Origin of the sequence: Leucobacter ruminantium (assembly GCF_017565705.1) — a bacterium.
GTDB lineage: Bacteria > Actinomycetota > Actinomycetes > Actinomycetales > Microbacteriaceae > Leucobacter > Leucobacter ruminantium.
In genome coordinates, this window is record NZ_JAGDYL010000003.1 from 1 (window position 1) to 16,457 (window position 16,457).

The following is a 16,457-nucleotide window of genomic DNA, read 5'->3' on the forward strand; positions in this document are numbered from 1 at the left end:
CAATGGTCGGCTCGAACACCTCCGTGGCTCCGCGCTGGGGTTCCGGAACCTGACCCACTACATTGCGCGGTCGTTGCTCGAAGCCGGCGGATTCAGACCGCTCCTACACCCTCAATTCCGATGAGCCAGCAAAGGTTCCACGGTCCCACGGTCCCACGGTCTCGGGGCGCCACGCCGACTCGCACCCCGCCGCGGCGGGCGGACTCCTCTTCGAACGCCGCGGGCGCAGCCCCGCCGCTCACGCCCGGACCGGGATCAGCGCCGCTGCGCCTCCACCTGGCGCAGATCGGCCTCGAGCGCGACCCAGCCGAGCATCGCGCACTTGACGCGCATCACGAACTTCGAGACGCCCTGCAGCGCGACCGCGTCGCCCAGCAGATCCTCGTCGGGCTCGCCCTCGCCGCGCCCCTGGATCATCTCGCGGAACGCATCGATCCGCTCCTGCGCCTCGGCGACCGTGAGCCGCTCATCGCGCAGCAGCTGGGACAGGATCGATGCCGACGCCATCGAGATCGAGCACCCCTGGCCGTCCCAGGCGAGGCCGTCGATGCGGCCGCTCTCGGGGTCTACGGCGATCGACAGATCGATCTCGTCGCCGCAGCTCGGGTTGAACTCGTGGTGGCTCGCGGTGAGGGATCCCTCGGGAGCCTCGAGGGATCCCTTGCCGACCGGCCGCTTCGAGTGGTCGAGGATCACCTCCTGGTACAGCCCGTCGAGCGCGCTCATGCCGCCGCCTCCACTCCGAAGTACCGCTGGGCGCCGCGGAGCGCGTCGAGGAAGCGATCGACCTCGTCCTCGGTGGTGGTCAGGTGCACGCTCGCGCGTGTGGAAGAGGTGATGCCGAGCGCGCGGTGCAGGGGTTGCGCGCAGTGGTGGCCCACCCGCACCAGCACGCCCTGCTCGTCGAGGAACTGCCCCACGTCGTGGGCGTGCAGGCCCTCGACCACGACCGAGGTCAGGGCGATCCGCTGCGAGGGATCGGCGGGGCCGAGCAGACGCAGTCCGGGCGTGGCGCTGATCCCCTCGACCAGCCGCTCGACGAGCTCGTGCTCGCGCGCTGCTGCGCGCTCCATGCCGACGCCCTCGAGGAATTCGACGGCCGCGCCGAGCCCGACCGCCTGGGAGACGGGCTGGGTGCCCGGCTCGAAGCGCATGGGCGGAGGCATGAACTGCGCAGATTCCATCGTCACCTTCGTGATCGCGGAGCCGCCCGTGCGCGACGGGGGCAGCGCCGCGAGCAGTTCCGGTCGCCCGTAGAGCACGCCGATGCCGTTGGGCCCGAGCATCTTGTGGCCCGAGAACGCGGCGAAGTCGACGCCGAGGGCGTCGAGGTCGACCGGCATGTGCGGCACCGACTGACAGGCGTCGAGCACGGTGATCGCTCCCACCGAGCGCGCGAGTTCGGCGAGTTCGGCGACAGGCGCCACGTAACCGGTCGCGTTCGACACATGCGCGAAGGCGAATATGCGCGTGCGGGTGTTTAGCGCCTCGCGGGCGTCGTCGAGCGTCCAGGTGCCGTCCTCCCGGACGGGGATGTAGCGGAACGTCGCGCCGGTGCGGGCTGCCAGCCGCTGCCAGGGGATGAGATTCGCGTGGTGCTCGGCCTCCGTGACGAGGATCTCGTCGCCCGGGCCGAGTGCGAAGCGCTCACTGCCCGGAACGCCGAGCGCGGCTCCCGCGCTCGCCTCGCCGATCCCGAGGGCCACGATGTTGAGCGCGTCGGTGGCGTTCTCGGCCCAGACGATCTGCTCGGGCGCGGCGGCGCCCACGAAGGCCGCGACGCGGGCTCGTGCACCCTCGAACGCTGCGGTGGCGGCGCCGACCGCGCCGCTCGTGCCCCGGTGCACCGCCGCGTTCGCCGTCTCCAGGAAGTGCCGCTCGGCGTCGAGCACCGCGGTGGGCCGCTGCGAGGTGGCCGCCGCGTCGAGGTAGGCGGGCGGCTCGGGCTGCGCGTCGAGGGTCGCGAAGTAGGGGAAGGCCGCGCGCAGCTCGGCGACTTCTGAGGAGGTGAGGGATCCCATGCGTTCCATTCTTCCATCCCGCCCGGCGCTGGCCTCGCGGGGGTTCGTTCTGGTCAACGCGGCCCTCGCGGCGGGTATTCCGATCGGAGAGGACCTTCGCAGCCGACTCGAAGGCGGAGCCGGCCGGTCGCCCGCGCGCTCAGCGGGCTTCGGCAGTCGTGCGGGTGAGCGCCCAGTTCGCGATGCCCGTCGCGAGGGTGAGGCCGGCCGCACAGAGCGGCAGGAACTGCGCGGCCGCGACACCCTGGCTCTCGGCGACGGCGCCGGTGACGCCGGCCGCGAGGGACTGCCCGAGCATGATCGCCGAGCCGAGCATCGTCATGACCGTCGCTGAGCGGCCCTCTGGGCTGCGCGCCGCACCGAAGCCGTAGATCGTGACGAGCAGCGGCCCGATGCCGATGCCGGTGAGCGCGAGGCCCGCGATCACCCAGCCGACCGTCTCCGCCTGCGAGAGCACGGTCGCCCCGGCGACGATGCACGCGCTGAACACCAGCCATCGGTAGCGCAGGGTGAAGCGCGTCGAGAAGAGCGCGACGCTCAGCGCGAAGATCGCCGATCCGAGGCCCATGACGCCGTAGAGCACACCCGCGGCCTCCGCCTCCCCGCGCGCCTGCATGAACGCGGTGAGCGAGGTGAGCACCGTGCCGAAGACGAGGCCGACGCCGAAGATGCCGAGCACGGTGACGAGCAGGGTCGGGCGCAGCAGATCGCCGGCCGGCGCGAGCGTCGCGGCCCGCTCGGCCCTCGTGCGCGCGGGGACGGCCGTGCGGTGCAGCGCGAACGCGACCACGAACACCAGGGTGAGCACCGCCGCGCCCGCGACGGGCGCCCAGGCGCCCAGTACGGTCGCGAGCACGCCGACGACCACCGGTCCGAAGACGAACACGATCTCATCGGCGGTCGACTCGTAGGCGAGCGTGGTGGAGAGCGTGCGGGGCGCGCGGTCGGCGGGCAACCGCGAGGTGATGATCGTGACGAGCCGCGAGCGCGACATGGGCGAGACCTGCGGCACGCTCGCGCCGACGCAGAACGCGGCCGCGAACACCCACCACACTGAGATGTCGGCGTAGGCCGCCCACGCGAGCAGTCCGAGCGCGGCGCTGTTGGCCGCGGCGCTGACGAGCAGCGTCGGGCGCTGGCCGAAGCGATCGGCCGCAGCGCCGATCAGGGGCCCGACGATCGCGGAGCCCAGTCCCACCATCGCCGAGCCGAGCCCGCCGATCTCGACGGAGCCGCGCGAGGAGACGATGAGCGTCAGCACCCCGACGACGACCATCGCGAAGGGCAGCCGCGCGACGATGGCGAGCGGGAAGTAGGCGAAGCCGGTGTGCGAGAACAGCGTCGCCCGCTTCGTATCGGGGGAGTTGTTCGTTTCGACCTGAGGCATAGCCGACCAAGTTTAGCAGGAGGCGAGGGATCCCGCTCCGCAGGAAGGGATCCCTCGCCCGCGGCGTACGATGGAGCGGTGATCATCCTCGCCGCGACCCCCATCGGCAACCTCGGGGACGCGTCCCCGAGGTTGAGAGAATTGCTCGGCAGCGCGGCGGTGGTCGCAGCGGAGGACACCAGGCACACGGCGCAATTGCTGCGCCTGCTCGGCATCGAGCACAGGCCCGAGCTGGTCGCCCTGCACGACCACAACGAGCACGACCGCGCCGCAGCCCTCGTCGAGCGCGCCGAACGCGAGGACGTCGTGCTCGTCAGCGACGCCGGCATGCCGACGGTCTCCGACCCGGGCTTCCGCGTCGTGCAACTCGCCGCCGAGCGCGGCGTCGACGTCACCGCGATCCCCGGCCCCTCGGCCGTCATCACGGCGCTCGCCGTCGCGGGCCTTCCCACCGACCGCTTCGCCTTCGAGGGCTTCCTGCCGCGCAAGGCGGGTGAGCGGTCGCGATCCCTCGCCGCGCTCGCCGCCGACCGCCGTACCCTCGTCTTCTTCGAATCGCCGAACCGGCTCGCCGCGTCGCTCGCCGACCTCGCAGCGGCATTCGGCGATACGAGGCCGGCCGCCGTGTGCCGCGAGCTCACGAAGCTCCACGAGGAGGTGCGGAGAGGATCCCTCGCCGAATTGGCCGCATGGGCGGCCGAGGGCGTGCGCGGCGAGATCGTGGTGGTCGTGGGCGGGGCGCCCGAGCAGGCCGCCTCGCCCGAGCAGGCGCTCGTGGAGGTGCAGCAGCGCGTCGCGGGCGGCGAACGTCTCAAGGACGCGAGCCGGGCCGTCGCAGAGGCCACGGGGCTGTCGTCGCGAGAGCTCTACGCCGCCGCGCTCGCCGCGCGCCGCAGCCCCCGGGGCGAACGGTGACGGAGCGAATCGACAGGGGAGGCGCCGGCATCTCCGTCGAGCTGTGGCGGCTCGCACTGCCGGTCCTGTGGCTCGGCATGGTCGGAGCGATCTCCTTCATCGAGGCTCCGCTGAAGTTCCAAGCCCCCGGCATCACGATCCCGCTCGGACTCGGGATCGGGCGGCTCGTGTTCACGGCGCTCAACGCGGTCGAGGGTGCGATTCTGCTCGCCTACTCGGTACTTGCCCTGTGGCCGTCCGCCTGCCGCCTCACCGGGCGTCGACTCGCGATCTGGCTCGGCCTGATCGTGGTGTTCGTCGCCAAGGTCGCCGTCGTCCGCCCTCCGCTCAACGCCCGCACCGACCTCGTGCTCCAGGGTGCTGATCCCGGCCAGTCGCCCTGGCACTACGTCTACATCGCCTGCGATCTCGTCACACTGGCGCTGCTGATCGCTGCCGCGGTCACCTCCGCCCGCGCCGCACGATTCTCCGCCGTCGCGGATCGGTAGTGCCGCTCAGAGACTCCCCACCGTATCCCGGTAACCTCGTACTCGATCCGCGCCCGGGCCCCGCCGCGCGCCAGACCCCGACCCGCTCCCACCGTTAGGAACCCAGCCGTGAAGCTCACCCGCGCTATTCTCCCCGCCGCCCTCGCCGGTGCCCTGCTGCTCACCGGTTGCTCGGGTGGAGGCAAGGACGCCTCGGGGGTGGACTGCCTCCCCGCGGGCGACGCGAGCAAGTCGCTCGAGGTGAAGGGCAAGACCGGCGACGACCTCGAGATCACCTCCAAGACCCCGCTGAAGGCGAAGGAGATGCAGCGCTCCGTGCTCGAGAAGGGCAAGGGCGACACGGTGAAGGACGGGCAGAACATCGCCGTCGCGATGTCGATGTTCAACGGCGCGGACGGCACGAGCCTGCAGCAGTTCCCCGAGAGCGAGGTGCCGGTGGCCAAGGAGCAGCTCGCAGAGTGGGCCTACGAGGGCATCCGCTGCGCGGTGCCGGGCGAGCAGGTCGCCGTCGTCGCGCCCTACGACAAGGTCTTCGGCGAGACGCCGGCCGACCAGACCGGCTTCGAGGGCCTCTCCGAGAAGGACTCCATCGTGGTCGTCATGAAGTTCGGCAAGACCAGCGAGGGATCCGGTGCGAGCACCGCCGAGCCAGGCGAGCTCGAGCCCGACCAGTTGCTGAAGAAGGCCGAGGGCGAGAAGAAGCCGGCGCCCGAGGGCTTCCCGACCGTGAAGCTCGACAAGGACGGCGCCCCCACGATCACCATGCCCGAGGGTGTGGAGGCTCCGGACAAGCTCGAGATCGCGACCCTCATCGAGGGCGACGGCGAGACCGTCGAGCCCGGCGACCGCGTCTACGTCAACTACCGCGGCGTGATCTGGCGCACCGGCGAGGAGTTCGACTCGAGCTGGAGCCGTGGCGAGGCGACGAGCTTCACCACGGACGGTGTCATCGGCGGATTCCAGAAGGCCCTCGAAGGCCAGAAGGTCGGCTCGCAGGTCATCGCGGTCGTCCCGGCGGATGACGGCGGCTACGGCGCCGCGCAGCTCGAGCAGATGGGGCACGAGCCCGACGACGTCATGGTGTTCGTGCTCGACATCCTCGGCACGGTGCACGCCGACTCGAAGTAGAGACGCAGCGCTCGCTTCGCTCGCCGGGCCAGCCTGTGACACGATGCGCCTCATGCCGCATTCGGCCCTGTCGGGCAGAATGGAGGCATGAGGCGCATCGTCATCCTGGGATCCACCGGCTCGATCGGTGAGCAGGCTCTCGACGTGGTCAGGCGCAATCCCTCGAGATTCCAGGTGGTCGGCCTCGTCGCGGGCACGCAGGCCGACCGAATGCAGCAGCAGGCCGACGAGTTCAACGTCGAGCACACGGCTCTCGGCGCGGAGGCGGCGGAGCAGCTGATCCGCGAGGTGCCGGCCGACATCGTGCTCAACGGCATCACCGGCTCGATCGGCCTCGGCCCCACGATGGCGGCGCTGCAGGCGGGTCGCACGCTCGCGCTCGCCAACAAGGAGTCGCTCATCGTCGGCGGCGACCTGGTGACGGGACTCGCGAAGCCCGGCCAGATCGTGCCGGTCGACTCCGAGCACTCCGCGATCGCGCAGGCCCTGCGCTCCGGCTCCCGCGACGAGGTGCGGCGCCTCGTGCTCACCGCGTCGGGCGGGCCCTTCCGCGGGCGCAGCCGGGAATCCCTGCGCGACGTCACGCCTGCAGAGGCGCTTGCGCACCCGACCTGGGACATGGGCAGGGTCGTCACGACCAACTCCGCGACCCTCATCAACAAGGGCCTCGAGGTGATCGAGGCGCACCTGCTCTTCGGGGTGTCCTACGGCGACATCGAGGTGGTCGTGCACCCGCAGTCGATCGTGCACTCGATGGTGGAGTTCATCGACGGATCGACCATCGCCCAGGCCTCGCCGCCCGATATGCGGCTGCCCATCGCGCTCGGCCTGACGTGGCCCGACAGACTCGCGAATGCCGGTGCGCCGCTCGATTGGCGGGAGGCCACGAGCTGGGAGTTCGAACCGCTCGACTCCGAGGCCTTTCCCGCGGTCGAGCTGGCCAAGGAGGTGGGGCGCGCCCGCCGCACGTACCCGGCCGTCTACAACGCGGCCAACGAGCAGGCCGTGGAGGCGTTCCACGCCGGTCGCATCGGGTTCCTCGACATCGTGGACACGGTGCGCGACGTGCTCGAGGTGCACTCCGCGCCCGACGAGTTGACGCTCGAGAGGCTGCTCGAGGCCGAGCGCTGGGCGCGCGAACAGGCCGAGAAGGTCATCGCCGCCCGCGCGGGTCGCTGATCCCCCAGAGGTCGCGCGGATAGGCGCACCGAAGTAGGTACGCCTATCCGCGCGGCCCCTCACCGCCCGGGCCGCTCCCCGAAACCCCACAGCGCCGGGCAGTAGCCTGTCTCCGTGACTGAGGTGCTGCTCTACGTGCTCGGGATCGCGATCATCCTCCTGGGGCTCGCGGTCTCCATCGGCCTGCATGAGATCGGGCACCTGCTGCCGGCGAAGCTGTTCGGGGTGAAGGTCACGCAGTACATGGTGGGTTTCGGCCGCACCATCTGGTCGCGCCGCATCGGCGAGACCGAGTACGGCGTGAAGGTGCTTCCGTTCGGCGGGTACGTGGCGATGACGGGCATGTACCCGCCGCAGAAGCCGGGGGAGCGCGCGAGGGCGTCGACGACCGGTTTCCTGAACACCGTCGTGCAGGAGGGCGCTCCGACCGCGAAGCGCGACGGCGGCACCGCCGTGCTCGACGAGATCGATCGCATCGGCGACGTCGACGAACCCGTCGAGTCCCGGCGAGGGATCGCAGGGCTCGTCGACGAGGCCCGCCTCGCGAGTGCCGAGACCATCGAGACGGGCGAGGATCACCGCACCTTCTACCGGCTGCCCGTGTGGAAGAAGATCGTGATCATGCTCGGCGGGCCGTTCATGAACCTCGTGCTCGCCTTCGTGTTCTTCGGCATCGTGCTCGTGGGCTTCGGCGTGCCGCAGAGCAGCACGACGCTCGGCAGCGTGAGCGAGTGCCTGATCCCGGCGACGAGTTCTGCCGCGAGCTGCGGCAGCGGCGACCCCGCGGCTCCCGCGGCCGAGGCGGGGATGCAGCCCGGCGACCGCGTGGTCTCGGTCGACGGCGCGAAGATCGAGAGCTGGGAGCAGTTCCGCGCTCGCGTCGCCGCGTCGCCCGGCACGACGCTCGACGTGACCGTCGATCGCGACGGTGCGGAGCGATCCCTCGCCCTCACCCCGATCGCCAACGAGCGCGCCCTCGTCGACGAGGCGGGCAACCCGCTCACCGACGCCTCGGGCGAGCCCCGCACCGAGACCGTCGGCATGATCGGCGCGACCCCGGCCTCGGAGAACGTGCCCCAGCCGCTCACGGCGGTGCCGTCGTACGTGGGGGAGAACGTGAGGGTCGTCGCCGGCGTGATCGTGCGGCTGCCCGAGCGCATGGTCGATATCTGGAACGCCGCCTTCGGCAGCGCCGAGCGCGACCCGAACGGGCCCATGAGCGTCGTGGGCGTCGGCAGGCTCGCGGGCGAGGTCGCGAGCCTCGACGCGCCCGTCGCCGCCAAGGCGCAGACCATGTTCGGGCTGCTCGGCTCGCTCAACGTCGCCCTGTTCGTCTTCAACCTCGTGCCGCTCATGCCGCTCGACGGCGGGCACGTCGCGGGAGCTCTCTACGAGGGCGCGAAGCGAGGGATCGCGCGGCTGCGCCGCAGACCCGATCCGGGCCCCGTCGACACCGCCCGGATGGTGCCCGTCACCTTCGCAGTCGTCGTGGTGCTCGGCGCCATGAGCGCGCTGCTCATGTACGCGGACATTGTGAAGCCGGTATCGTTCTTCGGATAGGGATCCGGCCTCGGCGCTCGCTCAGTACGTCGGCGCAGCCGGCAGGCCCAGATACTCCTCGAGGTTCACGATCCCCTTCGCCTGCATGTCCATCGCGATCTCCGTGCCCACGTAGCGGAAGTGCCAGGGCTCGTAGACGTACCCGACCACGGGCTCCTGACCCTGGTCGTAGCGGAGGATGAATCCGAAGCGGGGAGCGTTTGCGCGGGCCCACTGCCCCTGCGGGGTCTCGCCGAACGCCTCGCTGAGCCCGCAGCCCATGCACTCCGAGATGTCTGCGGCGAGACCGGTCTGATGCTCGGAGTGGCCCGGCCTCGCGGAGTACGTCTCTGCCGCGGCGATGCCGTCGGAGGCGGCGTAGTTGTTGAAGAGGCTGGTCTGCAGGTTGTAGTCGCGGAACGCGCTCACGAGTGTGAACGGGACCCCCGCGGCGGTCGCCTCGGCGTGCATCGCCTCGAGGGCGGCGGCCGCCTCTGCGCGCAGGGGCTGGCCGTTGGCGTTCGGCACGTTCGGCATGACGAGATCGGAGGGCGCCCAGTCGATCGGGTTCAGCGGCCGCTGCTTGTTCACGACGACCTGCAGCGAAGCGGGGTCGTCGAGCGACCACTGCGGCTGCGGCGGTTCGGGGGCGGGGGGCTCGGTGGGGGCCGGTTCCTCGGGCTTCGGCTCGGGGGAGGGTGTCGTCTTGGGCGTCGTCTTCGGCGAGGGATCCGCAACCTCTGCGGAGTCGTCGGAGAGGAGCGCGACACCGGCCCAGGCGGCACCGCCGCCGAGCAGCACGGCCGCGGCGCCGATCGCCGTCGCGATCAGCAGACGCCGCCGCTTGCGCTGCCGCGCATCCGGCCGTGCGGAGGGGGAGGCGGGAGCGGGCTCGGTGCGCGTCGAGTCGATGTGAGTCGAGCGGGTGCGGGCCGGGCCGTCGGGCTCCGAGTCGGTTCGTGCGGGGCCCCTGGGCGCGGGGGCGGGTTGCGCGGGGGACGGCGAATCGTTCTGCGCGGGTGCGGCCTGCGTCGATCGCGCTCGCACGGGGGCAGCGGGTGCCGGGGCGTCGTGGTCGGGTTCTGGTGACGCTGGGAGCGGCGCCTCGGGTGCCGGGGTCGCTGAAGCGGGCGGCGCCGGTTCGGTCTGCGCCGGTTCGGTCTGCACCGAAAGCCTCCGCGCACCGCGGGGACGCCTGGGGCCGACCCGTGACGCGCGAGTCTGCGCGAGGCCGGCCTCGGACTCCCGTCGCTCGCGCTCCTGCTGCTCCTGGATGCTGCGCACCAGGTCGGAGAGATCGGCGGGATCTTCGGGAGTGGTCATCATGGCCCATCGCGCTTCGGATACGGAAGAGGCAGCGCCTCGGTCACCACCGATCCTAACCGGGCCGACGATCCGACCGCTCTCGATCCCTGTCGGGTGGCGGGCTTCCGCTGGTCGAGCGAGGGCTTTCCCTGGACGGGCGAGGCTCTGCGCTGGACAGTAGATGCTCTCTTCTCGAGAGTTTTCGACATCTACTGTCGAGCGGAGCGGGGGTGAGGATGCTTGCCGCCGATCGCCGCGGACGGCACGGAGTAGACTCATCGACGTGGCAGCTGTGAATCTGGGAATGCCGAAGGCGCCCGAGGTGCTCGCACCGCGGCGCGAGAGCCGGCGGATCAACGTCGGGTCGGTCGCCGTCGGCGGCGGTGCCCCCGTCTCCGTGCAGTCGATGACCACGACGCCGACCACCGACATCAACGCGACGCTGCAGCAGATCGCGGAGCTCACGGCCGCCGGCTGCGACATCGTGCGCGTCGCCTGCCCGTCCCGCGACGACGCCGAGGCGCTCCCGATCATCGCGATGAAGAGCCAGATCCCGGTCATCGCCGACATTCACTTCCAGCCGAACTACGTGTACGCCGCGATCGACGCCGGCTGCGCCGCGGTGCGCGTGAACCCGGGCAACATCCGCAAGTTCGACGACCAGGTGGGCGAGATCGCCCGCCGCGCGAAGGCCGCCGGCGTCTCCCTGCGTATCGGCGTGAACGCCGGATCCCTCGACCCCCGCCTGCTGCAGAAGTACGGCAAGGCCACGCCCGAGGCGCTCGTCGAGAGCGCCGTCTGGGAGGCGTCGCTGTTCGAGGAGCACGACTTCCACGATTTCAAGATCTCGGTCAAGCACAACGACCCGATCGTCATGGTCAAGGCCTACCGCCTGCTCGCGGAGCGCGGCGACTGGCCGCTGCACCTCGGCGTCACCGAGGCAGGCCCCGCGTTCCAGGGCACGATCAAGAGCGCGACCGCGTTCGGGATCCTGCTCTCCGAGGGCATCGGCGACACGATCCGCGTCTCGCTCTCCGCCCCGCCGGTCGAGGAGGTCAAGGTCGGCTTGCAGATCCTGCAGTCCCTCAACCTCCGCGAGCGCAAGCTCGAGATCGTCTCGTGCCCGTCGTGCGGCCGCGCCCAGGTCGACGTCTACACGCTCGCCGACGAGGTCACGAAGGGCCTCGAAGGCATGAGCGTGCCGTTGCGCGTCGCCGTGATGGGCTGCGTCGTGAACGGGCCCGGCGAGGCGCGCGAGGCCGACCTCGGCGTCGCGAGCGGCAATGGCAAGGGGCAGATCTTCGTCAAGGGCGAGGTCATCAAGACCGTGCCCGAGAGCGAGATCGTCGCGACCCTGATCGAAGAGGCGAACCGCATCGCGGCCGACATGGGTCACGAGGCCGGCATCGGCGCGCCCGAGGTCATCACGGTCTGACGAGGGATCGCCGCTGACGTCTGGATGACACCGGGGTATGCCGGTCAGGCGATCGTGAGCTCGATCTCACCGCTCGGCACATCGGCGCGCAGCACGCGCACGCCGGTGTTCGCGCCGGCCTTCAGCGCCCCGCCGGCGGGAGTCTCGGCCGGGCCCAGCGCGGTGACGGGCGGATCCTCGATCTGCAGGCGGGTGCGCGAGCCCCGTACCTCGAGAACGGTCGCCGGGAGCGCCTCGCCCACGCGGTCGTGCAGGAGCGCGGCCTCGATGCGATCGAGCGCCGCCGCCCCGAGCCGCCCGGCCCGCGACGAGGAGGCCCGCATGAGCGCGGGCAGATCCGCGAGGCTCGCCACCGCCCACTCCGGGACCGGGGTCTCCGCGCAGAGCGAGGCGCATATGACGAGACCCCAGCGATCCACGAGCCGCCTGAGCGGTGCGGTTACGTGAGCGTACGGGGCCGCGATCGCCGCCTGCTCGGGCCGCTCGGGAGGCGCGATCGGCGCCCCGTCCTGCCCGCGGACGCCGAACACGGTGTAGTCGGCACCTCTGAAGAGGCTCGACGCCGCGTGCAGCACGGCCATGCCCTGCGTCGTGCCGCGGGGCACCGAGCGCAGGTAGTCGCCGTAGTCGACGGCCTCGTCCCAGGGCAGGCCGAGCGCCGCGACGCGGCCCCGGAACTCCGAGAGCGCCGACTCCTCGGCGGCGGGCATCGTGCGGAGGATCCCTATACCGCCGTCGAGCATCATGCGGGCCGCGACCATACCGGCGAGCAGGGAGAGCTGCGCGTTCCAGTCCTCGACCGCGAGCGGGGAGCGGCGTTCGATGCGATACCCGTGCGCGTCGCGCACGATCTCCTCGTCGGGGAGGTTCAGGCTCGCGCCGCCTCGCCGCAGCTCCTGCTCGATGCGCAACCGCCCGAACTCGCGCAGGCGGAGCAGCGGTTCCTCCGCCGTCTCGGCATCGAGGTCCCGCTGGGCGGAGACGTAGTCGAGGCGCGAGCGTGAGCGGATGACTGCGCGCTCGACGCGTGCCGGCCCGGCAGCCGATCCCTCGAAGCCCGAGAGGCCGTGCTCGTCGACGGGTATCGTCCACACGTAGGCCGTGCGCTCGGCTCCCGGCAGCAGTGACGCCCGATCCTCGCTGAGCACCGGCGGATGCAGAGGCACGGTTCCGTCTGGAAGGTAGAGGGTCTGCCCGCGGCGCCTGGCCTCCGCGTCGACCGCTCCGCCCGGACGAACGAATGCGGGGACGTCGGCGATAGCGTAGCGCAGCACGAAGCCGTGTCCGCTCCGTTCGATGTGGAAAGCCTGGTCGAGGTCGCGCGAACCCGGCGGATCGAGCGTGACGAACGGCACATCGCGCAGGTCGAGCGCCGCTTCGGCGGGGCCGCTCGCCGCGGCCGTCTCGGCCTCGGTGAGCACGTCGGCCGGGAAGTCGTCCGGCACCTCGAACTCCTCGCGCAGCGCGGTCAGTGCTGCGGTGAGGCTTCCGCGAGCGGATCGCGGTGCGATGTGCGTTCGCCTGCTGGGCATGGCGACAGCCTAGCGCCGGTGCGTCTGCTGCGCGGCCGGCACGGCTGGCGTCTGCGAGACCGGCCCGGCCTGCGCCTGCGCGCCGTGGAGACGCGAAGCGGCGCGCTCCCGCGCGTACGCGTTGGCGGAGGGCAGCCAGGCGAACACGATACCGGCGATGTGCAGCGCGATGAGCACGAGGCCCAGGTGGTTCGCCGACAGGGCCTTCAGCGGCAGCCATGAAAACGCGGCGAACGCCTGCCACAGTGCGAACACTGCGGTGGAACCGAGCGCGGCGATCACGGTCGCGACCACTCGCACCCAGGTCACGCCCCGCGCCGTCGCGATGCCGAGCGGCAGGTAGCAGGCCAGTGTCAGCGCCGCGAAGCACAGGTAGAACAGGAGGATCGGCAGCAGAGCCCACCCCGAGGCGTCGCCGACGGCGGCCTCGATCCGCTCGAAGTCGGCGAGGTAGGGTTCGAGCCGCACGAACTGCTCGGGGGTGAAGCGGTCGGCGAGATCGGCGACGCGGAAGGCGCTGCCGCGCAGCGAGACGTACTGCGAGCGCAGCAGCAGGGCGGCGACGAGCGGGGTGAGCGCGAATACGACGCCCGCGAGGATCCAGCAGATCCCCGCGAGTCGGAGACTCCATGGCGGTCGGGGTGCAGCCTGCTGCGGGTCGCTCACGGGAGCTCCTCTCGATCTCTCACGGGCGCTCTTCTCGATCCCAGACCTCTGCGTCGCCTCCTCCCACACTAGCCGTCCGTGCCGCGCCGGTGTGCGAGTTCAGGCAGGCCGGTCGCGGCTTCTCCTAGACTCGGAGGCATGGCTGAGGTCGAACGCATGTCGAACGAGGACGCACTGGCCCGCGCGATCGCGGAGCTGCTCGACGAAGCCGGCGTGCGGGCGCAGCGCAAGCTCATCGAGCGGTTGGTGGAGACGAGCATCGGGCTCGGGCGAGACGGCACGAGCCGCGCGAACCTGAAGCTCTCGTCAGCCGCGCTGTCGGAGATGCGGCGGGCGTTCCGGATCTTCGCGGGTCACGACGGCACCCCCAAGGTCACCATCTTCGGCTCGGCGCGCACCCTGCTCGACGACCCGCTGTGGGTGCAGGCCGAGGCGACCGCGCGCCGGCTCGCCGAGCAGGGCTGGATGGTCGTCACGGGCGCCGGCCCGGGCATCATGGAGGCCGCGGCGCGCGGCGCCGGCCCGCAGCAGTCGCTCGGGGTGTCGATCAGGCTTCCGTTCGAGGAGAAGCCGAACGACATGATCAACCAGGACGGCAACCATGTCGCCATGCGCTACTTCTTCACGCGCAAGCTCATGCTGGTGAAGGAGTCGAGCGGCTTCGTCTGCCTGCCAGGCGGCTTCGGCACGCTCGATGAGACCTTCGAACTGCTGACGCTGCAGCAGACGGGCAAGATGCTGCCTGCGCCCATCGTGCTGCTCGACCGGCCGGGCGGCGGTTTCTGGCGCGGCTTCGAACGGTTCGTGCGCGAAGAGCTCACCGACTACGGGATGATCTCGCCAGGCGACCTCGACCGCGTGCTCATCACCGACTCCGTCGAGGCCGCAGTCGAGGAGATCGAGGGGTTCTGGCGCAATTTCGACTCGCTGCGCTGGACGCCCGACCGCAGCGCGACCGGCCCGAGGCCGGGAGCCTCGGCGCCTCGGGGCGGCGATGCGGGTGAGGGATCCGCTGCCCGGGAGGGATCATCACACGCGCATCTCGCTCCGTCCCCGGCGAACGAGGCGCAGTACGATCGGCTCGTGCTGCGGTTGCGGAACGCCCCGAGCGAGGAGGAGATCGCCGAGCTCAACGAGCGCTTCGCCGACATGCTCGCGGAGGGGCGGATCGAGGCGACCGAGCCGTTGCAGCCGGAGGTCGCCGACCGCGACCGGCTCGACCTGCCGCGGCTCACGCTCGTGCCGACCCCGCGCGCGATCGGCCGCCTGCACGTGCTGATCCGCGCCATCAACGAGCTCGGCTCGGCGCCTTCCCGCTGATCGAGCGAGGCGGAGCCTTCCCGCTGATTGAGCGAGCGAAGCGAGTCGAAATCGAGGGCTGCGGGATCCTGGGTTTCGACTCGGCTCCGCCTCGCTCAGCCAGCGGATGCGGACCCGCTCAGCCGGAGACCTTCGCGACCGCCGCAGCGATGCGGCGCTCCCGCGTCTCGGGCTTCTTCGCCTCGAGGATCGCGTTCACGTGCTCCTTCCGGTGGGTGTAGGGCAGGCGGTCGAACGCCGCGCGCGCACCGTCGACGGCTGCGAGCGCGGCGGCGAGATCATCGGGCACCTCGACCTCGCGGGGAGCGTCGTCGAGCGCGACGGTCGCCTCCACCTCGTCGCCGATCTCGACGCCGAGCGCCGCCCGATTCGCCTTCGAGATCCCGATCAGGTATCTGCCGCCCATCGACGCGAGACGCAGCCGTGCGGTGCGTCCGCCGATCGAGACGACCACGGCGGCGCGCCTGCCGCCGCCCAGCTGCTCGACCTGGGCCTCGTCGAGCTCGATCGCGGTCGCGGGTCCGTGCGGTTCGAGCACGGTTCGGATGGTGAGTGACATGGGAACCTCCCGGCGTTCCGCGAGGGATCCTCGAGCCCCCGCCCCTATCGCTTCAGATTAGTGCCCTGCGCTCCGCCGTCCGGTTCAGTGCGGCTCGGGGCGAGGGCGAGCAGGCCCGCTGCGAGGATCAGGGCGGAACCCGCGAGGTCGGGGAGCGTGGGGCGTTCGCCGAGCAGGATCGCGGCTGCGGCGATGCCGAAGACGGGAACGAGCAGCGTGCCCATCCCGGCCGTGCTCGCGGGCAGGCGCTGCACGACCCTGAACCAGATCAGGTAGGCGACCGCCGTGCCCGCGACGGCGGTGTAGACGATTCCCGCCCACGACGCCGGGCCCGGAACGGCCGTGAAGACGGGATCCCTCGTGAACAGCGCCGCGAGTCCGAGCACCGCCGTGCCCGCGACGAGCTGCCACACGGTCAGCGCGATCGGCGGGGCGTCGACGCCCGCCCGCTTCAGATAGACCGTGCCGATCGCCCAGCTCAGCGCGGCACCGAGAGCGGCCGGCGTTCCCGCCGACTCGCCCTCGACAAGCAGAGGAACGAGAAGCACCGCGAGGCCGGCCGCACCGAGCGCCACGGCGGTCAGCCGTCTGCCGCCGATGCGCTCGCCCAGCATCAGCCGACCGAACAGTACGACCCACAGCGGCATCGTGTAGACGATGATCGATGTGCGCCCGACCCCGCCGCTCAGCACTGCGAGGGCTGCGAGCAGACCGAACCCGGTGATGCTGAAGACGCCGGCCACGAGCAGGTGCAGATAGTCCCTGGTGCGCGGCAGCCGCAGGTTCGTGCGCGAGCAGGCCGCGACGACGGCGACGATGGCGGCGCCGCCTCCGAAGGTGAGCACCCGGAAGCCCAGCGGGGTCGTAGCGTCCAGCCCGAAGCGGGCGGAGACGAAGTTGACGCCCCACACCGCGGTGACCAGCACGAGGAGCGCGCGGTCGATCCGCGACGCCCGCTCGAGCGGCTCTCCCGGGGCTCCCAT

Annotated in this window: 15 protein-coding genes; 7 read left to right on the forward strand and 8 right to left on the reverse strand. The window is 71.3% G+C overall.

Annotated features, from left to right (window positions below; genetic code table 11):
* Positions 1 to 255: 255 nt before the first annotated feature.
* The 3 genes from sufU to J4H91_RS02195 form a co-directional block, all read right to left on the reverse strand.
* On the reverse strand, positions 256 to 726 hold the full coding sequence (sufU, locus tag J4H91_RS02185; RefSeq protein ID WP_208044625.1) for a Fe-S cluster assembly sulfur transfer protein SufU: 471 nt from the start codon (positions 724 to 726) through the stop codon (positions 256 to 258).
* Positions 723 to 2,030, reverse strand: coding sequence for an aminotransferase class V-fold PLP-dependent enzyme (locus J4H91_RS02190; protein ID WP_208044626.1), 1,308 nt, complete (start codon positions 2,028 to 2,030; stop codon positions 723 to 725). Before J4H91_RS02190 ends, sufU begins: the two co-directional genes overlap by 4 nt.
* 130 nt (positions 2,031 to 2,160) lie before the next feature.
* Positions 2,161 to 3,408, reverse strand: a complete 1,248-nt coding sequence (locus tag J4H91_RS02195) for an MFS transporter (RefSeq protein WP_208044627.1) — start codon at positions 3,406 to 3,408, stop codon at positions 2,161 to 2,163.
* 78 nt (positions 3,409 to 3,486) lie between these two features.
* Between J4H91_RS02195 and rsmI the strand changes: the two genes are divergently transcribed.
* From rsmI to J4H91_RS02220, 5 genes are all read left to right on the forward strand, one after another.
* Entirely contained in the window at positions 3,487 to 4,323 is an 837-nt protein-coding gene (gene rsmI, locus J4H91_RS02200; protein ID WP_208044628.1) for a 16S rRNA (cytidine(1402)-2'-O)-methyltransferase, read from the forward strand.
* Positions 4,320 to 4,811 carry a hypothetical protein gene (locus J4H91_RS02205; protein WP_208044629.1) on the forward strand — a complete coding sequence of 164 codons (492 nt, stop codon included), beginning with the start codon at positions 4,320 to 4,322 and terminating at the stop codon, positions 4,809 to 4,811. The genes rsmI and J4H91_RS02205 overlap by 4 nt, the downstream gene beginning before the upstream one ends.
* Before the next feature lie 108 nt (positions 4,812 to 4,919).
* On the forward strand, positions 4,920 to 5,939 hold the full coding sequence (locus tag J4H91_RS02210) for an FKBP-type peptidyl-prolyl cis-trans isomerase (protein WP_208044630.1): 1,020 nt from the start codon (positions 4,920 to 4,922) through the stop codon (positions 5,937 to 5,939).
* Positions 5,940 to 6,026: 87 nt separating this feature from the next.
* A complete protein-coding gene (gene dxr, locus J4H91_RS02215; RefSeq protein WP_208044631.1) occupies positions 6,027 to 7,118 on the forward strand; it encodes a 1-deoxy-D-xylulose-5-phosphate reductoisomerase in 1,092 nt (363 codons plus the stop codon).
* 114 nt (positions 7,119 to 7,232) lie between these two features.
* Entirely contained in the window at positions 7,233 to 8,678 is a 1,446-nt protein-coding gene (locus J4H91_RS02220) for a site-2 protease family protein (protein ID WP_208044632.1), read from the forward strand.
* Positions 8,679 to 8,699: 21 nt separating this feature from the next.
* Here J4H91_RS02220 and J4H91_RS02225 read toward each other — a convergent pair whose 3' ends face one another.
* Positions 8,700 to 9,980 (reverse strand): M15 family metallopeptidase, encoded by a 1,281-nt coding sequence (locus J4H91_RS02225; protein ID WP_208044633.1) that lies wholly within the window; start codon positions 9,978 to 9,980, stop codon positions 8,700 to 8,702.
* A gap of 286 nt (positions 9,981 to 10,266) precedes the next feature.
* Here J4H91_RS02225 and ispG point away from each other — a divergent pair, with 286 nt between their 5' ends.
* On the forward strand, positions 10,267 to 11,397 hold the full coding sequence (ispG, locus tag J4H91_RS02230; RefSeq protein WP_208044698.1) for a flavodoxin-dependent (E)-4-hydroxy-3-methylbut-2-enyl-diphosphate synthase: 1,131 nt from the start codon (positions 10,267 to 10,269) through the stop codon (positions 11,395 to 11,397).
* Between the two features lie 44 nt (positions 11,398 to 11,441).
* Here the strand turns inward: ispG and J4H91_RS02235 are convergent, their stop codons facing one another.
* A complete protein-coding gene (locus J4H91_RS02235; protein WP_208044634.1) occupies positions 11,442 to 12,929 on the reverse strand; it encodes an RNB domain-containing ribonuclease in 1,488 nt (495 codons plus the stop codon).
* Positions 12,930 to 12,938: 9 nt separating this feature from the next.
* Positions 12,939 to 13,595, reverse strand: coding sequence for a hypothetical protein (locus J4H91_RS02240; protein ID WP_208044635.1), 657 nt, complete (start codon positions 13,593 to 13,595; stop codon positions 12,939 to 12,941).
* A gap of 138 nt (positions 13,596 to 13,733) precedes the next feature.
* Between J4H91_RS02240 and J4H91_RS02245 the strand changes: the two genes are divergently transcribed.
* A complete protein-coding gene (locus tag J4H91_RS02245) occupies positions 13,734 to 14,915 on the forward strand; it encodes an LOG family protein (protein ID WP_243752548.1) in 1,182 nt (393 codons plus the stop codon).
* A gap of 118 nt (positions 14,916 to 15,033) precedes the next feature.
* On the opposite strand, the gene J4H91_RS02250 is transcribed toward J4H91_RS02245, so the two are convergent.
* Together J4H91_RS02250 and J4H91_RS02255 are read right to left on the reverse strand one after the other, a co-directional pair.
* Positions 15,034 to 15,474 (reverse strand): YdeI/OmpD-associated family protein, encoded by a 441-nt coding sequence (locus J4H91_RS02250; RefSeq protein WP_208044636.1) that lies wholly within the window; start codon positions 15,472 to 15,474, stop codon positions 15,034 to 15,036.
* A 44-nt stretch (positions 15,475 to 15,518) separates the two neighbouring features.
* Positions 15,519 to 16,457, reverse strand: coding sequence for a DMT family transporter (locus tag J4H91_RS02255; RefSeq protein WP_208044637.1), 939 nt, complete (start codon positions 16,455 to 16,457; stop codon positions 15,519 to 15,521).